We start from the raw sequence: 20,628 nt of genomic DNA, 5'->3' as shown, positions 1-20,628 counted from the left end.
CGCGTGATCAGCAAGCTCGTCGCGAGGCGCGAACTCCAGCTTACGCTCGCCCTTTCGGCATTGCTCTGCCTTGCGGGGTGCAACGAGGCCGCACCTGATCCCAAGACTCAAATTGGAGCGCACCCAGATCTACCGGGGCAGGAGCAGTACTTGATTCCGCCGATGCACATCGCGCCGGCCGCGGGCTGGCAGCAGGGGGAGAAGCCTGCGGTCACCGACGGCCTGCAGATCAACGCGCTCGCGACCGGCCTGCAGCATCCGCGGTCGCTCTATGTACTCCCGAATAATGACGTTCTGGTTGTCGAATCCAAGGCGCCGGGCACAGAGCCGATCAAGCGTCCAAAGGACTTCATCATGAAATGGGTGGAGTCCTGGGCGACGTCCGGGGGCGACACCGGGGAGAGCAACCGGATCACGCTGCTGCGTGACGCGAACGGCGACGGCAATCCCGAGGTGCAAAGTGTGTTCCTCGATCATCTCAACTCGCCGTTCGGCGTCGCATTAGTCGGCGAGGACCTCTATGTCGCCAACACCGATGCAATCGTCCGCTACACCTACCATACCGGCGATACCAAGATCACATCACCGGGCGAAACCTTGACGCCATTGCCAGGCGGTCCGATTGATCATCACTGGACCAAAAGCATTGTTGCGAGCCCCGACGGCAAGCTGCTTTATGTCGGCGTCGGCTCGAACAGCAACATTACCGAAAACGGCATTGAGGCGGAGAAGAACCGCGCCGCAATCTGGGAGGTCGAGCGCGCCACCGGTCGGTGGCGGATCTTCGCAAGCGGATTGCGTAACCCAAACGGACTCTCCTTCGAACCGCAGAGCCGCGCGCTCTGGGCCGTCGTAAACGAGCGCGACGAGATCGGTCCTAATCTCGTCCCGGACTATCTGACTTCGGTGAAGGACGGCGCGTTCTACGGCTGGCCTTACAGCTACTATGGCCAGCATGTCGATCCGCGAGTGCAACCGCAGCGCCCCGATCTTGTGGCGAAGGCGATCGCGCCTGACTACGCCCTGAGTTCGCATGTCGCGCCGCTCGGCCTTGCTTTCTACAACGGCAATGCGCTGCCGCCGTCCTATCGTGGCGGCGCGTTCATTGGCGAGCATGGCAGCTGGAATCGGCCGCAGCTCAATGGCTACAAGGTGGTGTTCGTGCCCTTCGCCGACGGCCAACCGAATGGGCCGGCGCAGGATGTCGTCACAGGCTTCCTGAGCAAAGACGCGAAATCGCGCGGCCGCCCAGTCGGACTGGCGATTGACAAATCCGGCGCTCTGTTGATTGCTGACGATGTCGGCAACACGGTGTGGCGCGTGACGGGCGCTGGAGATCAGCAAACCCACGCGTTGATGCAGCAATGAGATGAGTTTGTGCGTAGGGCCGGCGCTCAGCGCTATGCAGGAGAGAGCTATTGGACCGCCGCAATATCGGGTGATCCCCGTTCGTGACGAATGGGGCGTGTTGCATGACCGCAATCTTATGCGGCGAACATGCCACGAAGGAGGCGGCTCGAGTCCGCCGCCGCGCCGCTCGCGATGGGGCAGGGTTATGAAGTTCATGTCAGCGTGCCGACACGAACCGTAGCCGAGGCTGCCCTCAAGCATTCACTAAATAGCGGGAACCGATTGGTTCCGACGGCGTTAAGGGGCTGGACCCGGCTCCAGGTGACTTCAGCGCACCCATGAACATTCTTGATCCCCAAGGCCCGGTTGCTGCGGCGGAGCGGACGATCCTGGTGGATTCGGTCACCATCATGCTTGCGATCGTGTTGCCGACGATCGTGGCCATACTCGGATTTGCCTGGTGATACCGGAGCTCAAATCCAAAGGCGCAGTATCGGCCGGACTGGGCATATTCCGGCCGGATCGAGCTGGTTGTCTGGGCCATCCCCGCGCTCACCATCATCCTACTCGGCGGCGTCGCCTGGATCGGCGCACATCAACTGGATCCAGCCCGTCCTGTGGCGGGCACCGGACAGCCGCTCAAGATCCAGGTCGTTTCGCTCGATTGGAAATGGTTGTTCATCTATCCCGATCAGCGGATCGCCAGCGTGAACACTGTAACGGTGCCGGTCGGCGCGCCGCTGCAATTCGAGCTGACGTCCTCGAGTGTAATGAACGCGTTCTTCATCCCGCAGCTTGGCAGCATGATCTATACCATGAATGGCATGGTGACCCGCCTCCAGTTACGGGCGGACAACGAAGGTGCCTATCGGGGGCTCTCGACGCATTTTAGCGGCGACGGCTTTCCCGGCATGCTGTTTGACGTCAACGTGGTTTCGCAGTTGGCGTTCGCTGACTGGGCGAAGCGGGGGGCCGCAAGCAATCAACTGCTCAACATCGACAGCTACGCCAAGCTCGCACGCCAATCGGTCGGCGATGCAAGGACCACCTATCGGCTGGAAGACCCCTTACTGTTCCAGGCGGTGGCGACCCAGCATATTCCGGCCGCGCCCGGTCCATCGCTGGACCGGGAGGCTGAAGTCTCGCCACGGAGCCGTTGATGTTCGGTAAGCTAAGCTGGTCTGCGATCCCGATCGATCAGCCGATCCCCATGGCAGCCTCCGGCGTGGTGGCACTCGTCATTCTAGGCGTGTTGACCTGGGTCGTTGTCTCAGGCCGTCTGCCTTATCTCTGGCATGAATGGATCACGAGCGTCGATCACAAACGGATCGGCGTGATGTACACGCTGCTCGCCATGGTGATGCTGTTGCGGGGCTTCGCGGACGCGTTGATGATGCGTGGCCAGCAGGCAGTTGCCCTGCAGTCGCAGGGCTATCTCCCTCCCGAGCACTACAACCAGATCTTTTCGGCACACGGCACGATCATGATCTTCTTCGTCGCGATGCCGTTCGTGATCGGGCTCATGAACCTGGTCGTACCGCTTCAGCTCGGCGTGCGCGACGTCGCGTTTCCGACGCTCAACTCGGTCGGCTTCTGGCTGACCGCAACCGGCGCGCTGCTGGTCAACATTTCGCTTGTGATCGGCGAGTTCGCTCGGACCGGATGGTTGCCCTATCCGCCGCTGTCAGAGATGACATATTCGCCGGGTGTGGGCGTCGACTATTATTTGTGGTCGCTGCAGATATCGGGCGTCGGAACGCTGGTGGCCGGAATCAACCTGGTCACGACGGTGCTCAAGTTGCGTACCAAAGGTATGACCTATCTGCGTATGCCGATGTTCTGCTGGACTGCCCTGGCATCAAATCTCTTGATCGTCGCGGCATTTCCGATCCTGACTGCGACGCTCGCGATGCTGATCCTCGACCGCTATCTCGGCTTTCACTTCTTCACCAATGAAGCCGGTGGCAATGTCATGATGTTCATGAACCTGATCTGGGCGTGGGGACATCCCGAGGTCTACATCCTCGTGCTGCCCGCATTCGGGATATTCTCCGAGGTCGTCTCGACGTTTTCCGGCAAGCCGCTTTTCGGCTACCGGTCGATGGTAGTCGCGACCATGGCGATCTGCGTTATCTCGTTCATGGTATGGCTGCACCATTTCTTCACGATGGGCGCGGGTCCCAACGTCAATGCGATCTTCGGCATCGCCAGCATGATCATCGCGGTGCCGACCGGCGTGAAGATCTACAACTGGCTTTTCACAATGTATGGCGGGCGCATCAGGTTCGCGACACCGATGCTGTGGTCGATCGGCTTCATGGTGACGTTCCTGATCGGCGGCCTGACGGGCGTCCTGGTCGCAGTGCCGCCCGCCGACTTCCTGCTGCACAACAGTCTCTTCCTTGTGGCGCACTTCCACAATGTCGTCATCGGCGGCGTGCTGTTTGGCGCGTTTGCCGGTTACACTTACTGGTTTCCCAAGGCGTTCGGCTTTCGGTTGCACGAAGGACTAGGCAAAGCCGCATTCTGGTTCTGGCTGATCGGATTCTATGTCGCGTTCATGCCGCTATATGTCCTCGGTCTGCTCGGCATGACGCGGCGGATGCAACATTACGACGTGCCGGAATGGCGTCCGTGGCTGCTGGTTGCTTCGGTGGGCGCGCTCATCATTTTAATGGGAATCGCGTGCCAGATCGCACAGCTCGTAGTCAGCATCCGGCACCGTGTCACCTTACGCGACCACACCGGCGATCCTTGGGATGGCAGGTCGCTCGAATGGGCAACGGCATCGCCGCCACCGGTGTTCAATTTTGCAGTCATGCCCGACGTCAGCGGGGAGGATGCTTATTGGCTGATGGAGCAGCGAGCGAAACGGCAGGCCAGTGACACGATGCCCGACTACCGGGACATCGAGATGCCGAGGAATTCGCCGACCGGGTTCATCTGTGCGTTCTTCGCGACCGTGATGGGCTTCGCGTTGATCTGGCACATCTGGTGGTTGGTGGTTGTCGGCGCGATCGGCGCGTTTGCAACCTTTGTGGTGTTCGCCTGGCGCGACCACGACGAGTACGTCATTGCGGCCGCCGATCTCGCGCGGATCGACCAGGCCATTCTAGCCGAGCGGCTGGCCTCGACGAGAGGAGTGGGCTGATGGCGATAGCAGCGATTGCGCAGGAAGATCCACATCGTCTGCGGCGCCTGGATGCCTCCAGGGCCGTGCATTCCGGACCAGCGTCGAAGCGGATCGTCACCGGCTACGGCTTCTGGATATTCCTGCTCAGCGACATGGTGATGTTCGCCTGCTTCTTCGCAACCTACGCAGTGCTGTCGGGACAGACTGCCGATGGCCCGAAGGGTGCCGAGCTGTTCGATCTGCGCTCGGTCGCCGCCGAGACCGGATGCTTGCTGTTATCGAGCTTTACCTGCGGATTGGCCAGCATTGCCGCCGACGAGCGCGAGCCGATTCTGTTTCAATTAGCGATGGCGCTGACCTGTGCGCTCGGCCTGGCATTCCTCTCGCTCGAGCTGCGGGAATTCATCGGACTTGTCGACCGCGGCGCTGGGCCTACCCGTAGCGCCTTCCTCACTGCATTCTTCACCCTTGTCGGGTGTCACGGCCTGCACGTCTCGGCGGGCGTGCTGTGGCTGCTGACGATGATGGCGCAGGTGATAGCTAAGGGATTCCGGGCCGACATCTTGCGCCGCGTCATGTGCTTTGCGTTGTTCTGGCACGCGCTTGACATCATTTGGGTAGCAGTGTTCTCGGTGATTTATCTGATCGGGGCCGGCAAATGAGCGATCATTCGCTTGAACCGCATGCAACCGACGTCGCGCCCGGCGATCAAGGCGACGGCCGCGTCCGCACCCGCATCCTCGGCTATGTCGTCGGCCTCGGGCTTGCTGTCGTTCTGACCGCCACTTCGTTCTTCATTGCCGGCACCGACCTGGTCTGGCAGCCGAGCATTGCGCTTGCGATCATCGTTCTCGCGATCGCACAGATGGGCGTGCATCTGGTATTTTTCCTGCACATCACGACCGGCCCCGACAATACCAACAATTTGATGGCGCTGGCCTTTGGCGTCTTGATCGTCGTGCTCGTGATCGGCGGCTCGCTCTGGATCATGGCAAATCTGAATGAGAATATGATGCCGATGGATCAGATCATTCAGATGCAACGTTAGCTCGGCTCGTGAGGAGCGGTGCGCTTGCCTTACTGCGAACTCGAGAGGGGATTATTCGGATTGCTGCCCCCAACGCGCATCCCACCCGAGTCGGACGGTATGCGTTCTTGTTCGGCATGTCTCCGTGGTTGCGACCGTGATCTTGGTCGGCAGACTTATTGAAGCCGGCAGCGCTCATAGCCCTGTCATGAAGGCCTTGATGTCGGGTTCATGTCCCGAGCGCATTCCCCACACTATCGCGGGCTGCGCGCACAACGGCATCAACGGTAACATCGAACTTCCTGTAGACGTCCGCAGTTTTTCCAGAACCACCGAAACTATGCTTGCAACAAAACGTTCCTGGAGGTTTCTAGATAACGATCCTAGCTCATCTGCACTGCCGCTTCGACGGCCGCTGGCGCGGGATTGTCTCCGAGCACGGTCCGTCGATAGGCCGCATGCTGCTGGTCAAAGATCAGCGTACAGGGCATGGAGATTACGGGGTCCGGATACCATCCGCTGCAAATCGACCTGGCCTTGACAGCGAGTCGCAATTCTGAACCCGTGCCTATCAGGGTCACTCAACGTGTCCCCTCAGCCTCCAGCATCACGTACCCCACGGGCGGATCGATTTGCCGCATTTCCTCCCGGCGTGGAAGCGGCACGGCTGACGAGACAGGGTTAGCAATGCTGTCCGGCGCGGAGCGTCCAGGATGATCTCCCAGCACTCGGCTGTTTCAACTGCGTAAACAGCCAGGTGCGGGATCGGCCCGCAGCGCCGGAGAAAACATCGGGATCACGTCACCCAGGACGTTACGGGACTGCGAGGTTCATCAGAAGTAAGAACCAAGAAAGTAGCGGATCGAACCCCGGTAGTTCGGGCCGATGCCAGCACCTGCGAAAAGTGTCAGCGTGGTCTAAAGGCAATCGCTACCTTGGTTTCGCTGCGATTTCGGTTGCCGCGAACTATTTGGTCACCCCAACGCGAAAGACAATCCCTTGGCGACCACGACCGAGATTATGACAGAGAGATGAACCCGGCGACGATTGGCGCGTTGGTCGGTTCCATGACTCAATTTGGCCAAGCCCATGAGTAGAGTACGCCGCATCCAATCAGGCCGTGGGCCCCATTTCCCGGTCACCATCCGCCCCACCAAGGTTGACGTCGTAGCGGCACGTGAAATTGCCAGGGATACGGCGCCTGCACCGGAAAGGGTCGCCCGCGCTTTGACCTGGGGCGCCGACGAGAAGATCCTCCTCGTTCTGGCAGGAGCCGGCTGGCTCGCTTCCCGCGGCCGGGAAGAGTGGCTCAGACGCGCCGGCAATCATGCTTTGCTGGTAGCGGTTGCGGCCGCACTATTGCCGCACGGAATGAAACGCCTGTTCGACCAGACCCGGCCGGACCACACGACTGTGCTAGGCCACATCCACGGCATCTCCTTTTCGGGAAAACGCGAGGACGCTTTTCCCTCAGGCCACGCGTTACATATGGGAGCGCTGGCCTCGGCCGCCGGCACATTGCCCGCTGGACCCCGCCGGGCAGTCCGGGCGTTCGCGATTGGGCTGTCCCTGACGCGCGTAGTGATCCTTGCGCATTGGGTGACCGACGTCGTAGCGGGATTCGCGCTCGGAGCCATGCTTGAACGATTCCTTCGACTGTGGACCGGTTATCCGCGTCCTTCTCAAGAGGACAATACTCTTGCCGACGCTTGAGGATCTGAAGGAATGCACCGAACGCAGGGCCGCCTTATGGCTGCAGGGCAAGGGGAATGCCCAGGGATTCAAGGACTGTCCTTTCGCCCTTAAAGCCATTCCAAGGGTCGGATGTTCGTGCACGGACCCGTTCCACCGGATTCACGATCCGCGATCGCAACTCTCGGAGAAGGCGGAATGACCGAATATGTCCTGCGCTTTCTGATCGGCGGCGTCGTAGTGTCGGCGTTTTCGATGCTGGGAGACATTCTGCGCCCCAAAAGTTTTGCCGGTCTTTTCGGCGCTGCACCCTCCGTAGCGCTGGCTACACTTGGTATCGCCATTTACCAACATGGAGCCGCCTATGCGGGTCAGCAAAGCTCGGCGATGACAGCCGGCGCGATCGCGCTCGCCGTCTACAGCGTCTTCGTCTGCCAACTACTCATTCGCGCGCGGCTGAGGGCCGCATCGGCGGCGGTACTGTCATTTGTCATTTGGCTGATCGTTGCGTTCAGCCTGCTGCCTCTTACCGTCGGCCAGACATGAACCCTCTCCGCCTTTCGCCCTCGTCCCTGAAGGAAGGCCGTTGGTATGAATATGCGGTTCGCTTCATACTCGGGGGCGCCGCGACTATCTTTACCGGCATGATCAGCCATGCCTTTGGCCCAGCTGTCGGCGGTCTTTTCCTCGCCCTCCCGGCCATCTTCTGCGCCAGCGCAACCTTGGTCGAGAAGCACGAAATCCGCCGCAAGCGAGAAGCTGGCCTCGACGGAAGGCGACGCGGGCGGGAGGCGGCGGCGTTGGATTCGGCCGGCGCCGCGCTTGGAGCCCTCGGGATGCTATCCTTTGCGATCGTATTCTCCCTAGTCGTCGAGCGCAGCAGCCTGGCCGCCTTTACCAGTGCTTCATTCGCCTGGCTGGTTGTCTCGGTTGGGAGCTGGTACGTGCGCCGAAAAATGCGGCCAGCGCCCTCCGCGGGCTTGCGGGCCGCCAAGTGCATGAAAGCTCGAATTGAAACCTCTGACGAAGCGGGAGGTTGAGGAGACGGGACGGTCGATCGAGCGGAAAGAAAACCCTCGGCTGGGATCGCCGCGACTTCTTCCAAGTCGCCGCTGCGGCCGGTCTCGCCGCCGCCGCACCTCGACCTCTATCTGCCGCGCAGCTTTCGGAAACCGCTTACAAGAAAGCTAGCCATGCCAGAAAATCCGGATCTACGCTTGCCAGCCCGAAGGGCGGGACGACGAGTTTCAGCAAGAAGCCGGTGTCCAACTAACGCGTAATTCTCTGCAATGACTCCGCGTCGAGTGGATCGTCTGGCTGTTGTAACGACTGGCCTGACGAAGGATAGCGCTCAGCTTCGGCTTTCTCCGAGGGGAATGAAGCAGCGGCCGCCGGGCGTCACCAACGATCTCGGCCATGTGAGAAAACTTGACCCTTGTCGCTACACGAAGGTCCCCAAAATGGCTGCAATCAACGCCTCGAAAAGCCCGCTTGTTCCAGTCCCTGAGCGTAGCAGAGCCAACCCGTGGAACAGGTGGTGAAATCGGTGGTTCTTCTCAAAGCTCTCAAGCCCCGAGATACGCCATGTCGCAGACGGTCGGAGATTTCGTTGTGCAGCGCCTCCATGACTGGGGTGTACGTCACATGTTCGGCTATCCTGGCGACGGCATAAACGGCGTTTTCGGTGCGCTTAACCGAGGCAACGGCAAAATTGATTTTGTCCAGGCGCGGCACGAGGAAATGGCAGCTTTCATGGCGTCGGCCTATGCCAAATTTTCCGGCCGCCTCGGCGTTTGCATCGCGACCTCTGGTCCCGGAGCGTCGCATCTTACGACAGGCCTTTACGACGCGTTGATGGATCATCAGCCGGTGCTGGCCATCGTCGGCCAGCAGGCGCGCAATGCGCTTGGCGGACAGTATCAGCAAGAACTCGACCTTGTCTCGATGTTCAAGGATGTGGCGAGCGCTTACGTCGTGCAGGCCTCAATGCCAGGGCAGGTGCGTCATTTGGTCGATCGTGCCGTCCGGATCGCTTTATCGAGGCGGACGGTCACCGCCATTATTTTGCCTAACGATCTGCAAGATGAGGTCTTTGAAGATCCGCCACGCGCCCATGGCACGTTGCGATCAGGTATTGGATATTCCGCGCCCAAGGTCACACCGCATGATGCCGATCTCGACCGTGCGGCTGAGATCCTGAACTCCGGCGAAAAAGTTGCGCTGCTGGTGGGCGCTGGCGCGCTCGGTGCCAGCGAGGAGATCATCGCCGTCGCCGATAGACTTTCTGCCGGGTGTGCCAAGGCGCTTCTCGGCAAGGCGGCGTTACCGGATAATCTTCCCTGGGTGACTGGCTCGATCGGTCTACTCGGCACTGAGCCCAGCTACAAGATGATGATGGAGTGCGATACGCTTTTGATGGTCGGATCAGCCTTTCCTTATTCGGAGTTTTTGCCAAAGGAGGGAAGGGCGCGCGGCGTCCAGATCGACATCGATGCAAGCATGCTTTCCATGCGTTTCCCGATGGAAGTCGGTCTCGTCGGCGACGCCAAGGAGACGCTGCAGGCACTTCTGCCTCATCTTCAGCAGAAGCCAGCCGCAACCTGGCGACAGACAATCGAAGATAATGTTCGGGCCTGGTGGAAAACGCTCGAAGAGCGGGCGAAGCAGCCGGCCAAACCTGTCAACCCGCAGCGTGTCGCGTGGGATATGTCGCCGCTTTTGCCGGATCGTGCGATCATTACCAGCGATTCCGGATCCTGCGCAAACTGGTTTGCTCGCGACGTAAAAATCCGCGACGGCATGAAGGCCTCTCTCTCCGGTGGTCTCGCCTCAATGGGTGCCGCAGTGCCTTACGCGATTGCTGCCAAATATGCGCAGCCCGACCGTCCCGTCATCGCCCTTGTCGGAGATGGCGCGATGCAAATGAACAATATGGCCGAACTCATCACGGTTGCGAAATATTGGCGAGATTGGTCCGATCACCGATGGATCGTCTGCGTGTTCAACAATGAGGATCTAAATCAGGTGACGTGGGAACAGCGCGTCATCAATGGCGATCCCAAATTCAACGCCTCACAGCAAGTGCCCAATGTATCTTACTCCCGCTTTGCCGAGTTGATCGGACTTCGCGGTGTCTACGTTGACGACCCCGACCTTCTTGAGTCTGCTTGGCAGCAGGCGCTTGCGAGCGACGTTCCGGTCGTTCTTGAAGTCAAGACCGATCCGGAAGTTCCGCCGCTTCCGCCGCACATCACCTTGCAGCAAGCAAAGAATTTCGCAACCGCCCTCGCGAAGGGCGATCCGAACGAGACCGGCGTCATCAGGGGGGCTGCACGGCAAGTACTCGAAACCATTTTGCCAGGCCGCGGCTGAATACGGTACTTCCCGCCGGGTAGGCACAGCGCGGCGAAACGATCCTTCGGCGCTCGCCTGCCCGCTACGCGCCCCGCGCGCCCCGAGTCATGACCAGCATAAGGCATCCAGTGACGCCGGACGGCGATATTTGTCGTGAAGCGAAAGCACTGACGCCTAATCAATTTCAACATGAGAGGGCGGCGATTCTCGCTTGATGCTGCGACTCGCGCTAGTGGCACATCGTCACCGGCGGTGGTGGAATCGAGGCTGCAGCGCTCGCCGCGCGTCCCATGGCTCGCCTTCTCGGCTGGCGGTAGCGGGATTCCCTGAACTGCTCTTCGATGTGACGGGATAGCCTGAAGGGACCTCGTGTTCCTGGCTTGCCGATTGCATTACATCGCTCATTTCCGTTTTCGATCGCGCCGCACCGTCTGAAATTCCTCAGGCCCTTTAATGAGCCTGCGCTGACGACTGGCCTGATCGTCAGGGCTGGCCGCGGGGCCGGTCACCTTGTCGATACGGCCAGTTCGCGGGCGCGTTGCTTTGGGTCTTCACGGCCTTGCTGGCTTTCGTGCTCAGTCAGGGGCTTGGTCGGTACGGTCAAACCGAGTTCGACCAGCCGGCTTCGGACAGAGACGGCATGCCCGGTTGATATTCAGCCCAGTTGGCGACGGTTGCGCGCATTTCAGGCGATCCGCGAAACCCCTTTAGAGGATCCTCGCTCGTAGCGGGCCGACCCGCCTTTTAGGGTGAACCCTCATTGCCTTCTTCATGTCTTATGTTGTCCCTCAAAACGGAGTCGAGCGGGAGATGGTGATTCCGGTCTCTGCCGTTAGAATAGTCTCGTCGGCATTTGCAGGTCGAAACGTAACCGTATCAGATGCAAAGAGAACCCAGCGAGAAGGCCATGCTGGGGCCTAGTTGCGCGGAGCAAGTCCGACGAACGATCCAACGCGTGCTTACTTCTTCGTGTGCTCCTAGCGCGCCGTCCTTGGACATGGTGCTGTTGCTCTTGCCTGCCGTGCCTTCCCTCTCTTCGGATCATTCTGCGTCGCGCCTGGATTTGCCGCGCTCGGACTGCTGGACGCGCCCTGACCCGAGGTCGCAGCCGGGGAGTCTCCGCCGCCTTGTGCGGATGTCGTCGCAACTGAGCCAACTATGAATGCGGTCGCCAAGGCGATCTTTGCGATTTTCATTTGGTCGTTTACTATGCGGCTTTCCCGTATGGGGCATTCAATGTTCGACCCCGCTACCACCGCGCTTTTGCGCGCGATCCTGGACGAAGTTTGCGAGAGCGGTTTGGCACGCGAAACCGGAGCGCGCACGCACGTCGCTTCAAAAATCTTGGAAGCAGCGACCCGCGGCGAGGTCTCGCCCGCTGGCCTCAGCCAGGTGGGATGCGAGGCCCTCTCCGGGCTGCCGACCATGTGGCGCTGAAAGCGAGACGCGGCGGGTGAACTTCCAGGTCACAGTGTTGAAGATCTTAGTGTCCTATCCGGGCGGATTCGCCGTGATGGACGACATCAAACGCGACATGGCGATACTGGCGACGAGCGGTCGGGACTGGGCCGACCGGACCAAGCGGCTGGCTGCACGAGTGCCGGACCTCGACATGTTTTCGCAAGGTCTGGTCGATCGCGAAAGCGGTGGCTGGAAAATCACTGCTCGGGGGCGGGCCGTGCTCGAGATCATGGAGGCGCGCGCCGGCATCGACCCGCCGCTCGAGACCGTACCGCCCGAGACAGTCGATGCAGCCGTACCGCCGCTACCGCCGCTCGTTGAGCGCGCGAAACGAAGGCGCGAACGGCGCGAGCGTCGTCGCGAAGGTCGCGAACCAGCTCGAGCGACCGCGTCCTGAAGGCGGCGGCGTAGAAAGCGCGAAATTCAAATCGTAGCTCACGACGACTACAGAAGTGTCTTTCTCGTCAAACACCCCTTGTTCGGCGAATTTCGCCTTCCATATACCATCCATGCAGATGGTATATGGAAGGCTTAGTGATGCCCTCGGATGTCCAGGAACTGAGGCCGAAGCCTCCGGAAAGTGAAAAGATCACCATCAATCTCGGCTTCGTTGACCTAGGCCACATCGATCTGATGGTGAAGGACGGGTTCTATTCGAACCGCACGGATTTCATTCGGACGGCGATCCGCAATCAGCTCGAGCGTCACGCCGACGTGGTCAAACAATCTACCATCCGTAAAGGCCTGGATCTCGGCCTTCGAAATTACACGCGCGCGGACCTCGAAGCAGCGCGGCAAGCCCGCGAGATGCTGCACATCAATGTGCTCGGCCTTGCCAGCATCGCGCAGGACGTCACGGCCGATCTCGCCCGCGCCACCATCGGCTCGGTCTCGGTGCTCGGCGCCCTCCATGCCACCCCCGCGGTCAAGGCCGCTCTCGCCGACAGAACAGGGTGAACACGATGTTTAATCAAGAAACGCTGCGAGAAGCCACGCGGTTGACCCGAGCGGGGCAACTGACCGAAGCCACGGCGCTGCTGCAGCGCATGCTCCGAGGAGAGCACGCGCCCGCTGCGGCATCTCTCGTCCCGCAGATCGTCGGTCTTCCGGGCGGCGTTGCGCCCGCCATCGACCTCAATTCTAACCGCATCGGCGGGGCCGACCTCAAAGCTCTGGATACCACGGCACATCGCCACCGGCCCCTGTTCGATCAGGCCAAGGACGGCACCTGGCTCGGCCTGCGGGGTACCAAGCACGCGCCTGCTTCGAAGGCCGACATCATGCCGGAAAGAACGAAGTTCATCGACGGCAAGTACAGCAACAACGCTGGAAGTCGATCCTACAAGCTGTTCATCCCCAGCGGCTACCAACGAGGTCAGCCCCACCCGCTGGTCGTCATGCTGCACGGCTGCACGCAGTCGCCAGACGATTTTGCGGCTGGCACCAAAATGAACTTCATCGCGGAAGAACAGAACTGCCTCGTCGTCTATCCAGCACAGCCTTGCGCCGCCAATCCGTCCAAGTGCTGGAACTGGTTTCGCGCGGCCGACCAGCGCCGCGACGAAGGCGAGCCCTCGCTGATCGCGGGTATCACTCGCCAAGTCATGCGTGACTACTCGATCGATCCAAATTGCATCTTCGTTGCCGGCCTCTCGGCCGGAGGCGCCGCCGCAGCAATCATGGGAGCCACCTATAGCGATCTATACGCGGCGGTCGGGATCCATTCCGGCCTCGCTTATGGAGCCGCTACCGATATGCCGTCGGCCTTCACCGTTATGCGGCAAGGAGGCAAGGGCGGTCGCCCTGCGTCGACCGGCCCGGTGATCCCGACCATTGTTTTTCACGGCGATCGCGACGCCACCGTGCATCCCGACAATGGCGTCCAGGTCGTCGAACAGGCTATCGGAGCGACCAAGACGCACAAGAAAGTGCATCGCGGGCAAATTCCGGGAGGTCATGAATATACGCGAACGACCTACCTCGACGGTCAGCGCGAGATCCTGGAGCACTGGAACATCCATGGCGCCAGCCACGCCTGGTCGGGAGGGAGCCCCGCCGGATCTTATACGGACGGAGAGGGGCCGGATGCCACGAAGGAAATGCTGCGTTTCTTTTTGGAGCATCCGCACGCCGGATGAATTCGGAAGCTGAGCTACTCCGACGGCATCGTGAATGTGAAGCGCGTCTCCTTCGCAAGTACCGCGGTCCTTGTCCCGGTCTACGAAGTAGCCCCGTGCTCGGTCGTGTAGGTCGGATCGGCGGGGATCTCTGCTTCGTACTGTTTAGCCTTCTCGAGTAGTGCGCCGCTTGCCAGTTTCTCCGTCTCGCGATTCATCGCCGTCGCTCCACTCGATTCCGAGTTCTTTACGCACGGAAACCGCTGAATTGCCGACCTTATCAATGGCCTTTCGAAGCTCTTCCTTGGATACACCGAGGGCGCGCGCCCAGAGTTTGACTTCAACGGCCTGGTGCATGTCGATATGAAGGCGATTCGGTTGTTCCCTGGTGGTCAGATTGCTCATGCCGGCGCCTCCTATCGCAAGAACAGCGGCAATCTAACGAAGTTCCTATTGCCGCACGCTTTGTCCTAACACGCCGGTACAGCCCTGCTTGTTTTACCCTTCTCCGCAGTCTGAGGGGCCGCAGCTAAGTTTCCTGATTTGCCCAACTCCACTAAGCGTTAGAACCGCATTGACCAGGCCGGAGCCCGTAAAACAGGAGATTCTGATTTCGTTGCTGGAAGGCTGGAGGTCGTCCATCTCGAAAGCCGGGTCACGTCTCAGGCGATCAACCCAATAGGCGTGAAGCGCCTTCCGACCCATCAAGACTTTCGTGCCGCCGCAATCACAGCAGATCACTGCGTCATCGGCAAACATGTCGAGGATGGTTTCAACATCGCCAGCGCGGTAGGCGTCGAGCCAGTCAACCGCAGTGGCCATAGGGTCAAAGGACATATTCTTCACGTACATGCCATTGTCATTGAGTAGCATAACTGAGGGTGCGAAAGTCAGCTACAAAGCGGGACAATCGCGGAAAACATCGGCCGAAAATTTGGTGGTGGGCTGACAGGTCGGGAACAAGGGGCAACGCCAGTAGTCTCTATTTGCTCCTAGAAGTCACTCTTGCCCCCCACTGTTGGGAGTTTGAAATGACGGCCTCGGGGTTGCGCGCATGCTTCGCTGCAGGCGAAAATGATTTGGGCCACGATGCTGGAAGCGGTCGTGTCGTTGATGGGAACAGGCGTTTGCGGGGGACTTACGGGAGCATGCTCGCTCCTGTCTAGCACGATTCAAGAGACGCATAGAGAGCGCCTTTACATCTCCACCTTGGTGCCTAGCTCCACGACCCTCGCGGGCGGAATCAGAAAGTAATCGGGGGCGCGCACTGCGTTACGCGTCATGAAAGCGTAAAGCGTCTCCTGCCAAAGGGGTACATCGGGGTGAAGAGACGGTACTGGGACTTCCCTGCCCAAGAAGAACGATGCTTGGGCCACGCTCGGTCCGAGTTCTCGAGAATGTGCGGCGAGGGCTGCAGGGACATCTGGCTTTTGGGCGAACCCAAATCTCATCTCGACTTGCTCTAGCCCAGGTGCGAGCTCGGTGGCGGAAATTCGATCTGAATCGGTTACTTTGGGAACACGCGCGGTCGTGATCTTCAAGAACATCAAATTTTGATGCACGACGCTGTTGTGTTTCAGATTCAGCGAAAGTGCGGCCGGCACGACATCATTCCGCGTAGTGAAATAGATCGCTTTACCCGGGACCCGCACCGGCGCGTGCGGACCTGACAATTCTTCGATAAATGCTTGGAGGGGAATCGCGTCGGCCTCGCGCCGCGCTAGGGCAACCTCGCGGCCGCGCCGCCAGCTTAGCATGAGCGTCAGTGCGGCGCTTCCGACTAACAGTGGAAACCAGCCGCCCTGCGGAATTTTGTGGGCGTTCGACACCACGAACGTTGCGTCAAGCATAAAGAAAAATGCCGCGATCGGCCCGATGAGTAGCAGGGGCCACTGCCATACGACCAGGGCGGCCGTCGTAACCAAAACAGTCGTCACCAGCATATCGCCGGCGACAGCGATCCCATAAGCATTGGCAAGAGCCTCCGAGCTCCGAAATCCGAAAACGAGGCCCAGCACGGCGATAGCAAGTAGCCAATTCACCTGAGGCACATACACCTGCCCGACGGCCTCGTCAGAAGTCTGCCTGACGTCTAGCCGCGGCAGCGCTCCCAACTGGATTGCTTGTTGAACAAGCGCGAACGCGCCCGAAATAACTGCTTGGCTCGCGATCACGGTCGCACATGTCGTCAGGACGACGATCGGAACGGTCAGTGAGGTCGGAAACATCAGAAAGAATGGATTGATCGACGTGTCGGGATTGGAAAGCACGAGCGCGCCTTGCCCGAAGTAATTGAGCACCAGCGCCGGCATGACGAAAGCGAACCAATCTAGGCGGATCGACTTGCGGCCAAAGTGTCCCATATCTGCGTAGAGAGCCTCGCCGCCGGTGAGGGCGAGAAAGACAGAACCGAGCACAGTGAAGGCGATCCAGCCATCCGCGTGAACGAGAAAAGAGATGGCATAGCTCGGATTCAAGGCTGCCAGAACCTGAGGATGTTTGATCAGGTTCCATCCGCCTGCGGCGCCGAGGACAAAGAACCAAAGCGCCATGACCGGGCCGAAGAAGCGTCCGACGCTGGCGCTGCCACGGCTTTGGATCAGGAATAGCCCGACCAGGATGGTGGCCGCCAGCGGAACGACATACGGCTTGAGGAGCGGGGTAACGATTTCCACGCCCTCGACGGCGCTTAGGACTGAGATGGCCGGGGTGATCATTGCGTCACCAAAAAACAGTGACGCGCCCACGAGCCCGATAGTCAAAAGGGCCCTTCGCATATTGCGCAATTTGGGCAGCACAAGCGACAGCAGCGCCATTGTGCCCCCTTCGCCGTCGTTGTCCGCGCGCATGACGATCAAGACGTATTTAACCGCTACCACGAGGATGACCGCCCAAAACACCAGCGACAACACGCCAAAGATGACGTTCATATTCCCCGAAGTGCCGGAAGCCTTAATGGACTCGCGAAATGCGTAGATGGGGCTCGTACCGATGTCGCCAAATACGACCCCTAACGCCCCGAGCACGAGCGCGGCGCGCACGGGATCCGAAGCCTTTGCTTCAGTCGAGGCAACAGGCGCGGCGCCGTCTCCGGCAGCACCGTCGTTCACGTCGTTCCTCTTGCGGCCCCTAGAGCGTTGCGTCTAGCAGCCCGAAATCGATCGATTGCAGAGGTGCGCCTAAGAGCCGGATCGGCGCCGGCGTCTTTTCTATTGGACGGCGATGGCCCCGAAGCCGATTCCATCAAGCCGCCAACCGCGGTGGCTCTGCAGAAGGCGCCAATTGTTACGACTAGGATAATGGCCAACGCTAAATGTCCGGAAGCTTATACCTGCAGTGCCAATCGCGGACTATAGGGGTTTGTTCCAACTCGCGTCGCGAGCCGGGCTGCCTAGTGCCATGTCGGCTAAGATAGCGAGCACTTGCCTTCCGGCTCCCGAGGCCGAACGCGACACCCAACTGTGACCTGAATCATCGCTCAAACCGGCATTCTCGTGGCGAGGTGCAGCTCGCCATCTCGGCGCGCGCCAACAAACGGGTCGCGGGGCCGGGCTGGTTCGCGACGCCGTGAACGACCGCGACTTAAGAGCGGCAGGGATGATCGGGTCGGCGGGGCCGGTCCAACTGTCAAGCCTACCGCTGTCCAAAATGCAAGAACGGTTCGCAACCAGCGATATTTCATTGCCGAGGAGCGGTCGCAAGGAGGCGAGCGGTGGGCAGATAACGCTTCCTCAGATCGAGAGTTGCAGTAGACCAATTCGATGCTGGTCGGAGTGACGTTGTCGTGCAGCGCAGCATCTGCAAAACGGAGGCCCAACCGACAAGCAATGGTCGAAGTCGATCTGCAACGGAAACGCGCCCACGGACATTATGTCTCAAGCTGAATAAGGCCGGGATCAACTAAATGCCGATCGAACCCGAACTGAAATTCCAGATCGCCGAGGCGAAAATCGGATCAGTCGCCGATATGCGCATTCGAGGGGCCCGGTCGGATATCGGTACAGTCCGCAAGCTTGTCTCCGTTTACTACGACACCCCCAAGCAGCGGTTACGCCGAAGCGGCCTAACCATCCGTGTAAGAGAATCCGACGGTGAGTTTTGTCAAACCGTAAAATCTTCCGCTGTTGGCGGCTTCGCGCGGGGTGAGTGGGAAGCAAATGTGACAGGGGCTCACCGAGCCTCGGCGACTTGAAGCAGACGCCGCTGGCTGGAATGGCGAAGAAGCTGAAGCGAAAGCTCGGACCGGTCTTCCGAACTTCAGTCGACCGAACGACCCGCGTCCTGCGCATCGGAGCAAGCGAAGTCGAACTGGCCGTCGACAGCGGTACCATCGTGGCGGGCCGGCACATGCGCCCCATCTCGGAATTCGAACTTGAATTGAAGCAGGGACGGACCTCGGATCTCATTCGCTTGGCCCGAACGTTCGAACGGAAAACGGGAGCCGAACTCGATCTGAGATCAAAGTCCGAACGCGGCTACGCGGTGATCGATAATAATGAGAGTGCCGCAGTCCGCGCCGAGGAAATCGTTCTGACAAAGAACATGACCGTGAACGAGTCGTTCGACGTCATCGCCTTTTCAGCGCTACGGCATTTTACGTCCAACGCCGGAGCGGTGCGGGAGCTCGATGCCGAAGGAATCCACCAAATGCGGGTTGGCTTGCGGCGTTTGCGGGCCGCGATCTCTCTGTTCGGCGCAATCCTGCCGATTGCCGGCGTCGAACGCATTAAGGCCGAGTTGAAGTGGCTGACCGGAGAGCTCGCCGCCGCCCGCGAGATTGACGTGTTCTTGACGGAGAAAATCGAACCGTTGGAAGCCGCAGACGCGCCCAAACGGGGCGTGCGCGCGATCGAGAGACAGTTCGCTAGGCGCCGCGGCGCGGCCTTCGAACGCGCGAGGCATGCGCTTGCCACGTCTCGGTACCGTCGGCTTCCCATCGACGTCCTCGAATGGCTTGAAGCGAAAGAATCTCGATCCCAAAAGATCGCAAACGCCTTAACCAAGGAATTCGCTGAAGAAATCATGCTCCGCCGCCTGAAGAAACTCCGCAACGAGGCGCGAAGCCTAGAGGAGCTAGCTCCGCCACAACGACACAGGCTTCGAATTAAAATCAAGAAGGTACGCTACGCGGTCGATTTCTTTCGTAGCCTTTATTCGGACAGCGCGCAGAGCTCGCTCGATGACCTGTCAGACAAGCTGAAGGAGGCGCAGGGCGCTCTAGGCGCCCTGAACGACTTCGTCGCGCATCGCGCCATGGCGACGGATACCGCGCTCAGAGCGATGTGATCGGAATTTGGCCAGCACTATGTCTGGTTGCATGCGATGTCGTGATTTCCACCAAGCCCAGATCACTGTTCCCGGCCGCAATGATTCTGCTGGTTGGCCTTAGCCTGCTCGTGCTCGCGCACGAGGTCGGTGCTCTCATCGCGCAATAGCCAGTGCTCCGCGCTCTAATGTCATGGTGGCCGCCGGAAGGGGATCACGTCGCCGTCCGCCGCCCGGACGACCACCCGCGCCAGCTCCATGACGTCGAAGCCGTGATCGGCGACCATGTCGGCGATGCCTTGCCGGTTCATCTCGTGGACGATTGCCTCGGCGACCTCGTCAGTCGGGCGGTTTCGGCGGCCTGGTCGGTCACTAGATCGGAGGATTAGGCCCAACTTTGGGATCCGCCGCGGGCGAAGAGTTCTAGCATTCGCATTTGAACGACGGGTTCCCTGTGCAATGATCCCCCGACGTTGCCGGGAGACAGATCAATGAAGGACATGCAGGCGCACTTGGAAAAGCTTCGTATCGAGGCGGAAGAGTGCGAGCTAATCAGCAAGCTAGCGACCAATCCCACCAAGAAAGAACTGTTCGCTAGGCTGGCGACGCATCATCGGACGCTGGCTGATGAGGTCGAGCGCGCCATAAAGAAATCCCAGTAGGAGCTTTGAAATTCCTTTGCGGGTTTAAAGCTCTTCGCTTCCTCGTCGTCATCGACCAGGATGACAACCCGATCTTGGATGTAACGGTCGGAAAAATAGGCGTAATAGCTAGTTGGCATGAAAGTCTAGGCTAGCGATTTTAATCCCGGAGACTTCAACCAGTCATCCATGCGTGAAGCGGTTTCCGTCTGACGGGCCCGACGCAAAAGCAGTTCGCGAGCCGTCCCTGGCGGAAGTTTGAGGGCTTCATCGCGGAAGTATTGAGCCTCTTCCGCTAGGTGTTCACGGGAGCTCTTTTCATGTTTGATGCGACGTCGCTGTAGCTGCTCCACTGGTAAGCTCCGTTGAAATGGAAAGCGGTCCGCCTCCAGGCGACCTCATCTCGACGGCAACGTTGGCGCTGAGACCTCCATAGTTCTACGCAACGCCAAGGCTGGCCAGATCTATATTTTGTTCGCGTCTGGGAACTTATCGGAAAAGGCTCAAAAGGAGGAAAATTATGAGTGAGCGCCCGCAAGGACTTCGCATCTGCAATAAGATGAAGGATGAGGACTACTGCGCCAAATT

Annotated in this window: 21 protein-coding genes; 17 read left to right on the top strand and 4 right to left on the bottom strand. The window is 59.7% G+C overall.

Going from position 1 to position 20,628, the window contains the following annotated elements; genetic code table 11:
- Positions 1 to 3 precede the first annotated feature (3 nt).
- The 6 genes from BraRD5C2_RS19140 (at position 4) to cyoD (ending at position 5,531) form a co-directional block, all read left to right on the top strand.
- On the top strand, positions 4 to 1,368 hold the full coding sequence (locus BraRD5C2_RS19140) for a PQQ-dependent sugar dehydrogenase (RefSeq protein ID WP_223970417.1): 1,365 nt from the start codon (positions 4 to 6) through the stop codon (positions 1,366 to 1,368).
- A 320-nt stretch (positions 1,369 to 1,688) separates the two neighbouring features.
- Complete coding sequence (locus BraRD5C2_RS39415; protein ID WP_263009982.1) at positions 1,689 to 1,814, top strand: hypothetical protein; 126 nt, start codon at positions 1,689 to 1,691, stop codon at positions 1,812 to 1,814.
- Between the two features lie 153 nt (positions 1,815 to 1,967).
- Positions 1,968 to 2,510, top strand: a complete 543-nt coding sequence (locus BraRD5C2_RS19135) for a cytochrome ubiquinol oxidase subunit II (protein WP_223970415.1) — start codon at positions 1,968 to 1,970, stop codon at positions 2,508 to 2,510.
- Positions 2,510 to 4,501: a cytochrome o ubiquinol oxidase subunit I gene (gene cyoB, locus BraRD5C2_RS19130; protein WP_223970413.1), complete on the top strand. Its 1,992-nt coding sequence runs from the start codon at positions 2,510 to 2,512 to the stop codon at positions 4,499 to 4,501. Before BraRD5C2_RS19135 ends, cyoB begins: the two co-directional genes overlap by 1 nt.
- Positions 4,501 to 5,145: a cytochrome (ubi)quinol oxidase subunit III gene (locus tag BraRD5C2_RS19125; RefSeq protein WP_223970411.1), complete on the top strand. Its 645-nt coding sequence runs from the start codon at positions 4,501 to 4,503 to the stop codon at positions 5,143 to 5,145. The genes cyoB and BraRD5C2_RS19125 overlap by 1 nt, the downstream gene beginning before the upstream one ends.
- Positions 5,142 to 5,531 carry a cytochrome o ubiquinol oxidase subunit IV gene (gene cyoD, locus BraRD5C2_RS19120; RefSeq protein WP_223970409.1) on the top strand — a complete coding sequence of 130 codons (390 nt, stop codon included), beginning with the start codon at positions 5,142 to 5,144 and terminating at the stop codon, positions 5,529 to 5,531. The genes BraRD5C2_RS19125 and cyoD overlap by 4 nt, the downstream gene beginning before the upstream one ends.
- 362 nt (positions 5,532 to 5,893) lie before the next feature.
- Here the strand turns inward: cyoD and BraRD5C2_RS39675 are convergent, their stop codons facing one another.
- Positions 5,894 to 6,091 (bottom strand): transketolase-like TK C-terminal-containing protein, encoded by a 198-nt coding sequence (locus tag BraRD5C2_RS39675; protein ID WP_374708022.1) that lies wholly within the window; start codon positions 6,089 to 6,091, stop codon positions 5,894 to 5,896.
- A gap of 508 nt (positions 6,092 to 6,599) precedes the next feature.
- Between BraRD5C2_RS39675 and BraRD5C2_RS19115 the strand changes: the two genes are divergently transcribed.
- From BraRD5C2_RS19115 to BraRD5C2_RS19080, 8 genes are all read left to right on the top strand, one after another.
- Entirely contained in the window at positions 6,600 to 7,223 is a 624-nt protein-coding gene (locus BraRD5C2_RS19115) for a phosphatase PAP2 family protein (protein ID WP_223970408.1), read from the top strand.
- Positions 7,224 to 7,400: 177 nt separating this feature from the next.
- Positions 7,401 to 7,748: a DUF3147 family protein gene (locus BraRD5C2_RS19110; protein WP_223970406.1), complete on the top strand. Its 348-nt coding sequence runs from the start codon at positions 7,401 to 7,403 to the stop codon at positions 7,746 to 7,748.
- The gene (locus BraRD5C2_RS19105) at positions 7,745 to 8,242 is read left to right on the top strand and encodes a DUF3147 family protein (protein WP_223970404.1); all 498 of its coding nucleotides are present in this window, start codon (positions 7,745 to 7,747) and stop codon (positions 8,240 to 8,242) included. The genes BraRD5C2_RS19110 and BraRD5C2_RS19105 overlap by 4 nt, the downstream gene beginning before the upstream one ends.
- A gap of 544 nt (positions 8,243 to 8,786) precedes the next feature.
- Entirely contained in the window at positions 8,787 to 10,574 is a 1,788-nt protein-coding gene (locus BraRD5C2_RS19100) for a thiamine pyrophosphate-requiring protein (protein ID WP_223970402.1), read from the top strand.
- A gap of 1,218 nt (positions 10,575 to 11,792) precedes the next feature.
- A complete protein-coding gene (locus BraRD5C2_RS19095; RefSeq protein WP_223970628.1) occupies positions 11,793 to 11,993 on the top strand; it encodes a hypothetical protein in 201 nt (66 codons plus the stop codon).
- A gap of 16 nt (positions 11,994 to 12,009) precedes the next feature.
- Positions 12,010 to 12,414 carry a hypothetical protein gene (locus BraRD5C2_RS19090; RefSeq protein ID WP_223970400.1) on the top strand — a complete coding sequence of 135 codons (405 nt, stop codon included), beginning with the start codon at positions 12,010 to 12,012 and terminating at the stop codon, positions 12,412 to 12,414.
- Positions 12,415 to 12,554: 140 nt separating this feature from the next.
- Positions 12,555 to 12,974, top strand: a complete 420-nt coding sequence (locus BraRD5C2_RS19085) for a CopG family transcriptional regulator (RefSeq protein WP_223970399.1) — start codon at positions 12,555 to 12,557, stop codon at positions 12,972 to 12,974.
- A gap of 5 nt (positions 12,975 to 12,979) precedes the next feature.
- A complete protein-coding gene (locus BraRD5C2_RS19080) occupies positions 12,980 to 14,155 on the top strand; it encodes an extracellular catalytic domain type 1 short-chain-length polyhydroxyalkanoate depolymerase (RefSeq protein WP_223970397.1) in 1,176 nt (391 codons plus the stop codon).
- Positions 14,156 to 14,299: 144 nt separating this feature from the next.
- Here BraRD5C2_RS19080 and BraRD5C2_RS19075 read toward each other — a convergent pair whose 3' ends face one another.
- The 3 genes from BraRD5C2_RS19075 to BraRD5C2_RS19065 all read right to left on the bottom strand — a co-directional run bounded on the left by BraRD5C2_RS19075 (position 14,300) and on the right by BraRD5C2_RS19065 (position 17,175).
- Positions 14,300 to 14,539: a DUF3606 domain-containing protein gene (locus BraRD5C2_RS19075; RefSeq protein ID WP_223970396.1), complete on the bottom strand. Its 240-nt coding sequence runs from the start codon at positions 14,537 to 14,539 to the stop codon at positions 14,300 to 14,302.
- 93 nt (positions 14,540 to 14,632) lie between these two features.
- The gene (locus BraRD5C2_RS19070; RefSeq protein WP_223970395.1) at positions 14,633 to 14,986 is read right to left on the bottom strand and encodes a YybH family protein; all 354 of its coding nucleotides are present in this window, start codon (positions 14,984 to 14,986) and stop codon (positions 14,633 to 14,635) included.
- Between the two features lie 344 nt (positions 14,987 to 15,330).
- The gene (locus BraRD5C2_RS19065) at positions 15,331 to 17,175 is read right to left on the bottom strand and encodes a potassium transporter Kup (RefSeq protein WP_223970626.1); all 1,845 of its coding nucleotides are present in this window, start codon (positions 17,173 to 17,175) and stop codon (positions 15,331 to 15,333) included.
- Between the two features lie 863 nt (positions 17,176 to 18,038).
- Between BraRD5C2_RS19065 and BraRD5C2_RS19060 the strand changes: the two genes are divergently transcribed.
- From BraRD5C2_RS19060 to BraRD5C2_RS19050, 3 genes are all read left to right on the top strand, one after another.
- Positions 18,039 to 18,326, top strand: a complete 288-nt coding sequence (locus BraRD5C2_RS19060; protein WP_223970394.1) for a CYTH domain-containing protein — start codon at positions 18,039 to 18,041, stop codon at positions 18,324 to 18,326.
- Entirely contained in the window at positions 18,323 to 19,420 is a 1,098-nt protein-coding gene (locus tag BraRD5C2_RS19055; RefSeq protein WP_223970393.1) for a CYTH and CHAD domain-containing protein, read from the top strand. Before BraRD5C2_RS19060 ends, BraRD5C2_RS19055 begins: the two co-directional genes overlap by 4 nt.
- 470 nt (positions 19,421 to 19,890) lie before the next feature.
- Entirely contained in the window at positions 19,891 to 20,061 is a 171-nt protein-coding gene (locus BraRD5C2_RS19050) for a hypothetical protein (RefSeq protein WP_223970392.1), read from the top strand.
- Positions 20,062 to 20,628 lie beyond the last annotated feature (567 nt).

Source organism: Bradyrhizobium sp. RD5-C2, assembly GCF_019972155.1.
Taxonomy (GTDB): domain Bacteria; phylum Pseudomonadota; class Alphaproteobacteria; order Rhizobiales; family Xanthobacteraceae; genus Bradyrhizobium.
Note: the sequence above shows the minus strand (reverse complement) of the source record. Positions and strands in the feature narration are given on the sequence as shown.

Coding starts and splice junctions, on each gene's coding strand:
- BraRD5C2_RS39415 (WP_263009982.1), top strand. CDS start 1,689: ATGAACATTCTTGATCCCCAAGGCCCGGTTGCTGCGGCGGAGCGGACG.
- cyoB (WP_223970413.1), top strand. CDS start 2,510: ATGTTCGGTAAGCTAAGCTGGTCTGCGATCCCGATCGATCAGCCGATC.
- BraRD5C2_RS19125 (WP_223970411.1), top strand. CDS start 4,501: ATGGCGATAGCAGCGATTGCGCAGGAAGATCCACATCGTCTGCGGCGC.
- cyoD (WP_223970409.1), top strand. CDS start 5,142: ATGAGCGATCATTCGCTTGAACCGCATGCAACCGACGTCGCGCCCGGC.
- BraRD5C2_RS19115 (WP_223970408.1), top strand. CDS start 6,600: ATGAGTAGAGTACGCCGCATCCAATCAGGCCGTGGGCCCCATTTCCCG.
- BraRD5C2_RS19110 (WP_223970406.1), top strand. CDS start 7,401: ATGACCGAATATGTCCTGCGCTTTCTGATCGGCGGCGTCGTAGTGTCG.
- BraRD5C2_RS19105 (WP_223970404.1), top strand. CDS start 7,745: ATGAACCCTCTCCGCCTTTCGCCCTCGTCCCTGAAGGAAGGCCGTTGG.
- BraRD5C2_RS19100 (WP_223970402.1), top strand. CDS start 8,787: ATGTCGCAGACGGTCGGAGATTTCGTTGTGCAGCGCCTCCATGACTGG.
- BraRD5C2_RS19095 (WP_223970628.1), top strand. CDS start 11,793: ATGTTCGACCCCGCTACCACCGCGCTTTTGCGCGCGATCCTGGACGAA.
- BraRD5C2_RS19085 (WP_223970399.1), top strand. CDS start 12,555: ATGCCCTCGGATGTCCAGGAACTGAGGCCGAAGCCTCCGGAAAGTGAA.
- BraRD5C2_RS19080 (WP_223970397.1), top strand. CDS start 12,980: ATGTTTAATCAAGAAACGCTGCGAGAAGCCACGCGGTTGACCCGAGCG.
- BraRD5C2_RS19075 (WP_223970396.1), bottom strand. CDS start 14,539: ATGAGCAATCTGACCACCAGGGAACAACCGAATCGCCTTCATATCGAC.
- BraRD5C2_RS19070 (WP_223970395.1), bottom strand. CDS start 14,986: ATGTACGTGAAGAATATGTCCTTTGACCCTATGGCCACTGCGGTTGAC.
- BraRD5C2_RS19060 (WP_223970394.1), top strand. CDS start 18,039: ATGCCGATCGAACCCGAACTGAAATTCCAGATCGCCGAGGCGAAAATC.
- BraRD5C2_RS19050 (WP_223970392.1), top strand. CDS start 19,891: ATGAAGGACATGCAGGCGCACTTGGAAAAGCTTCGTATCGAGGCGGAA.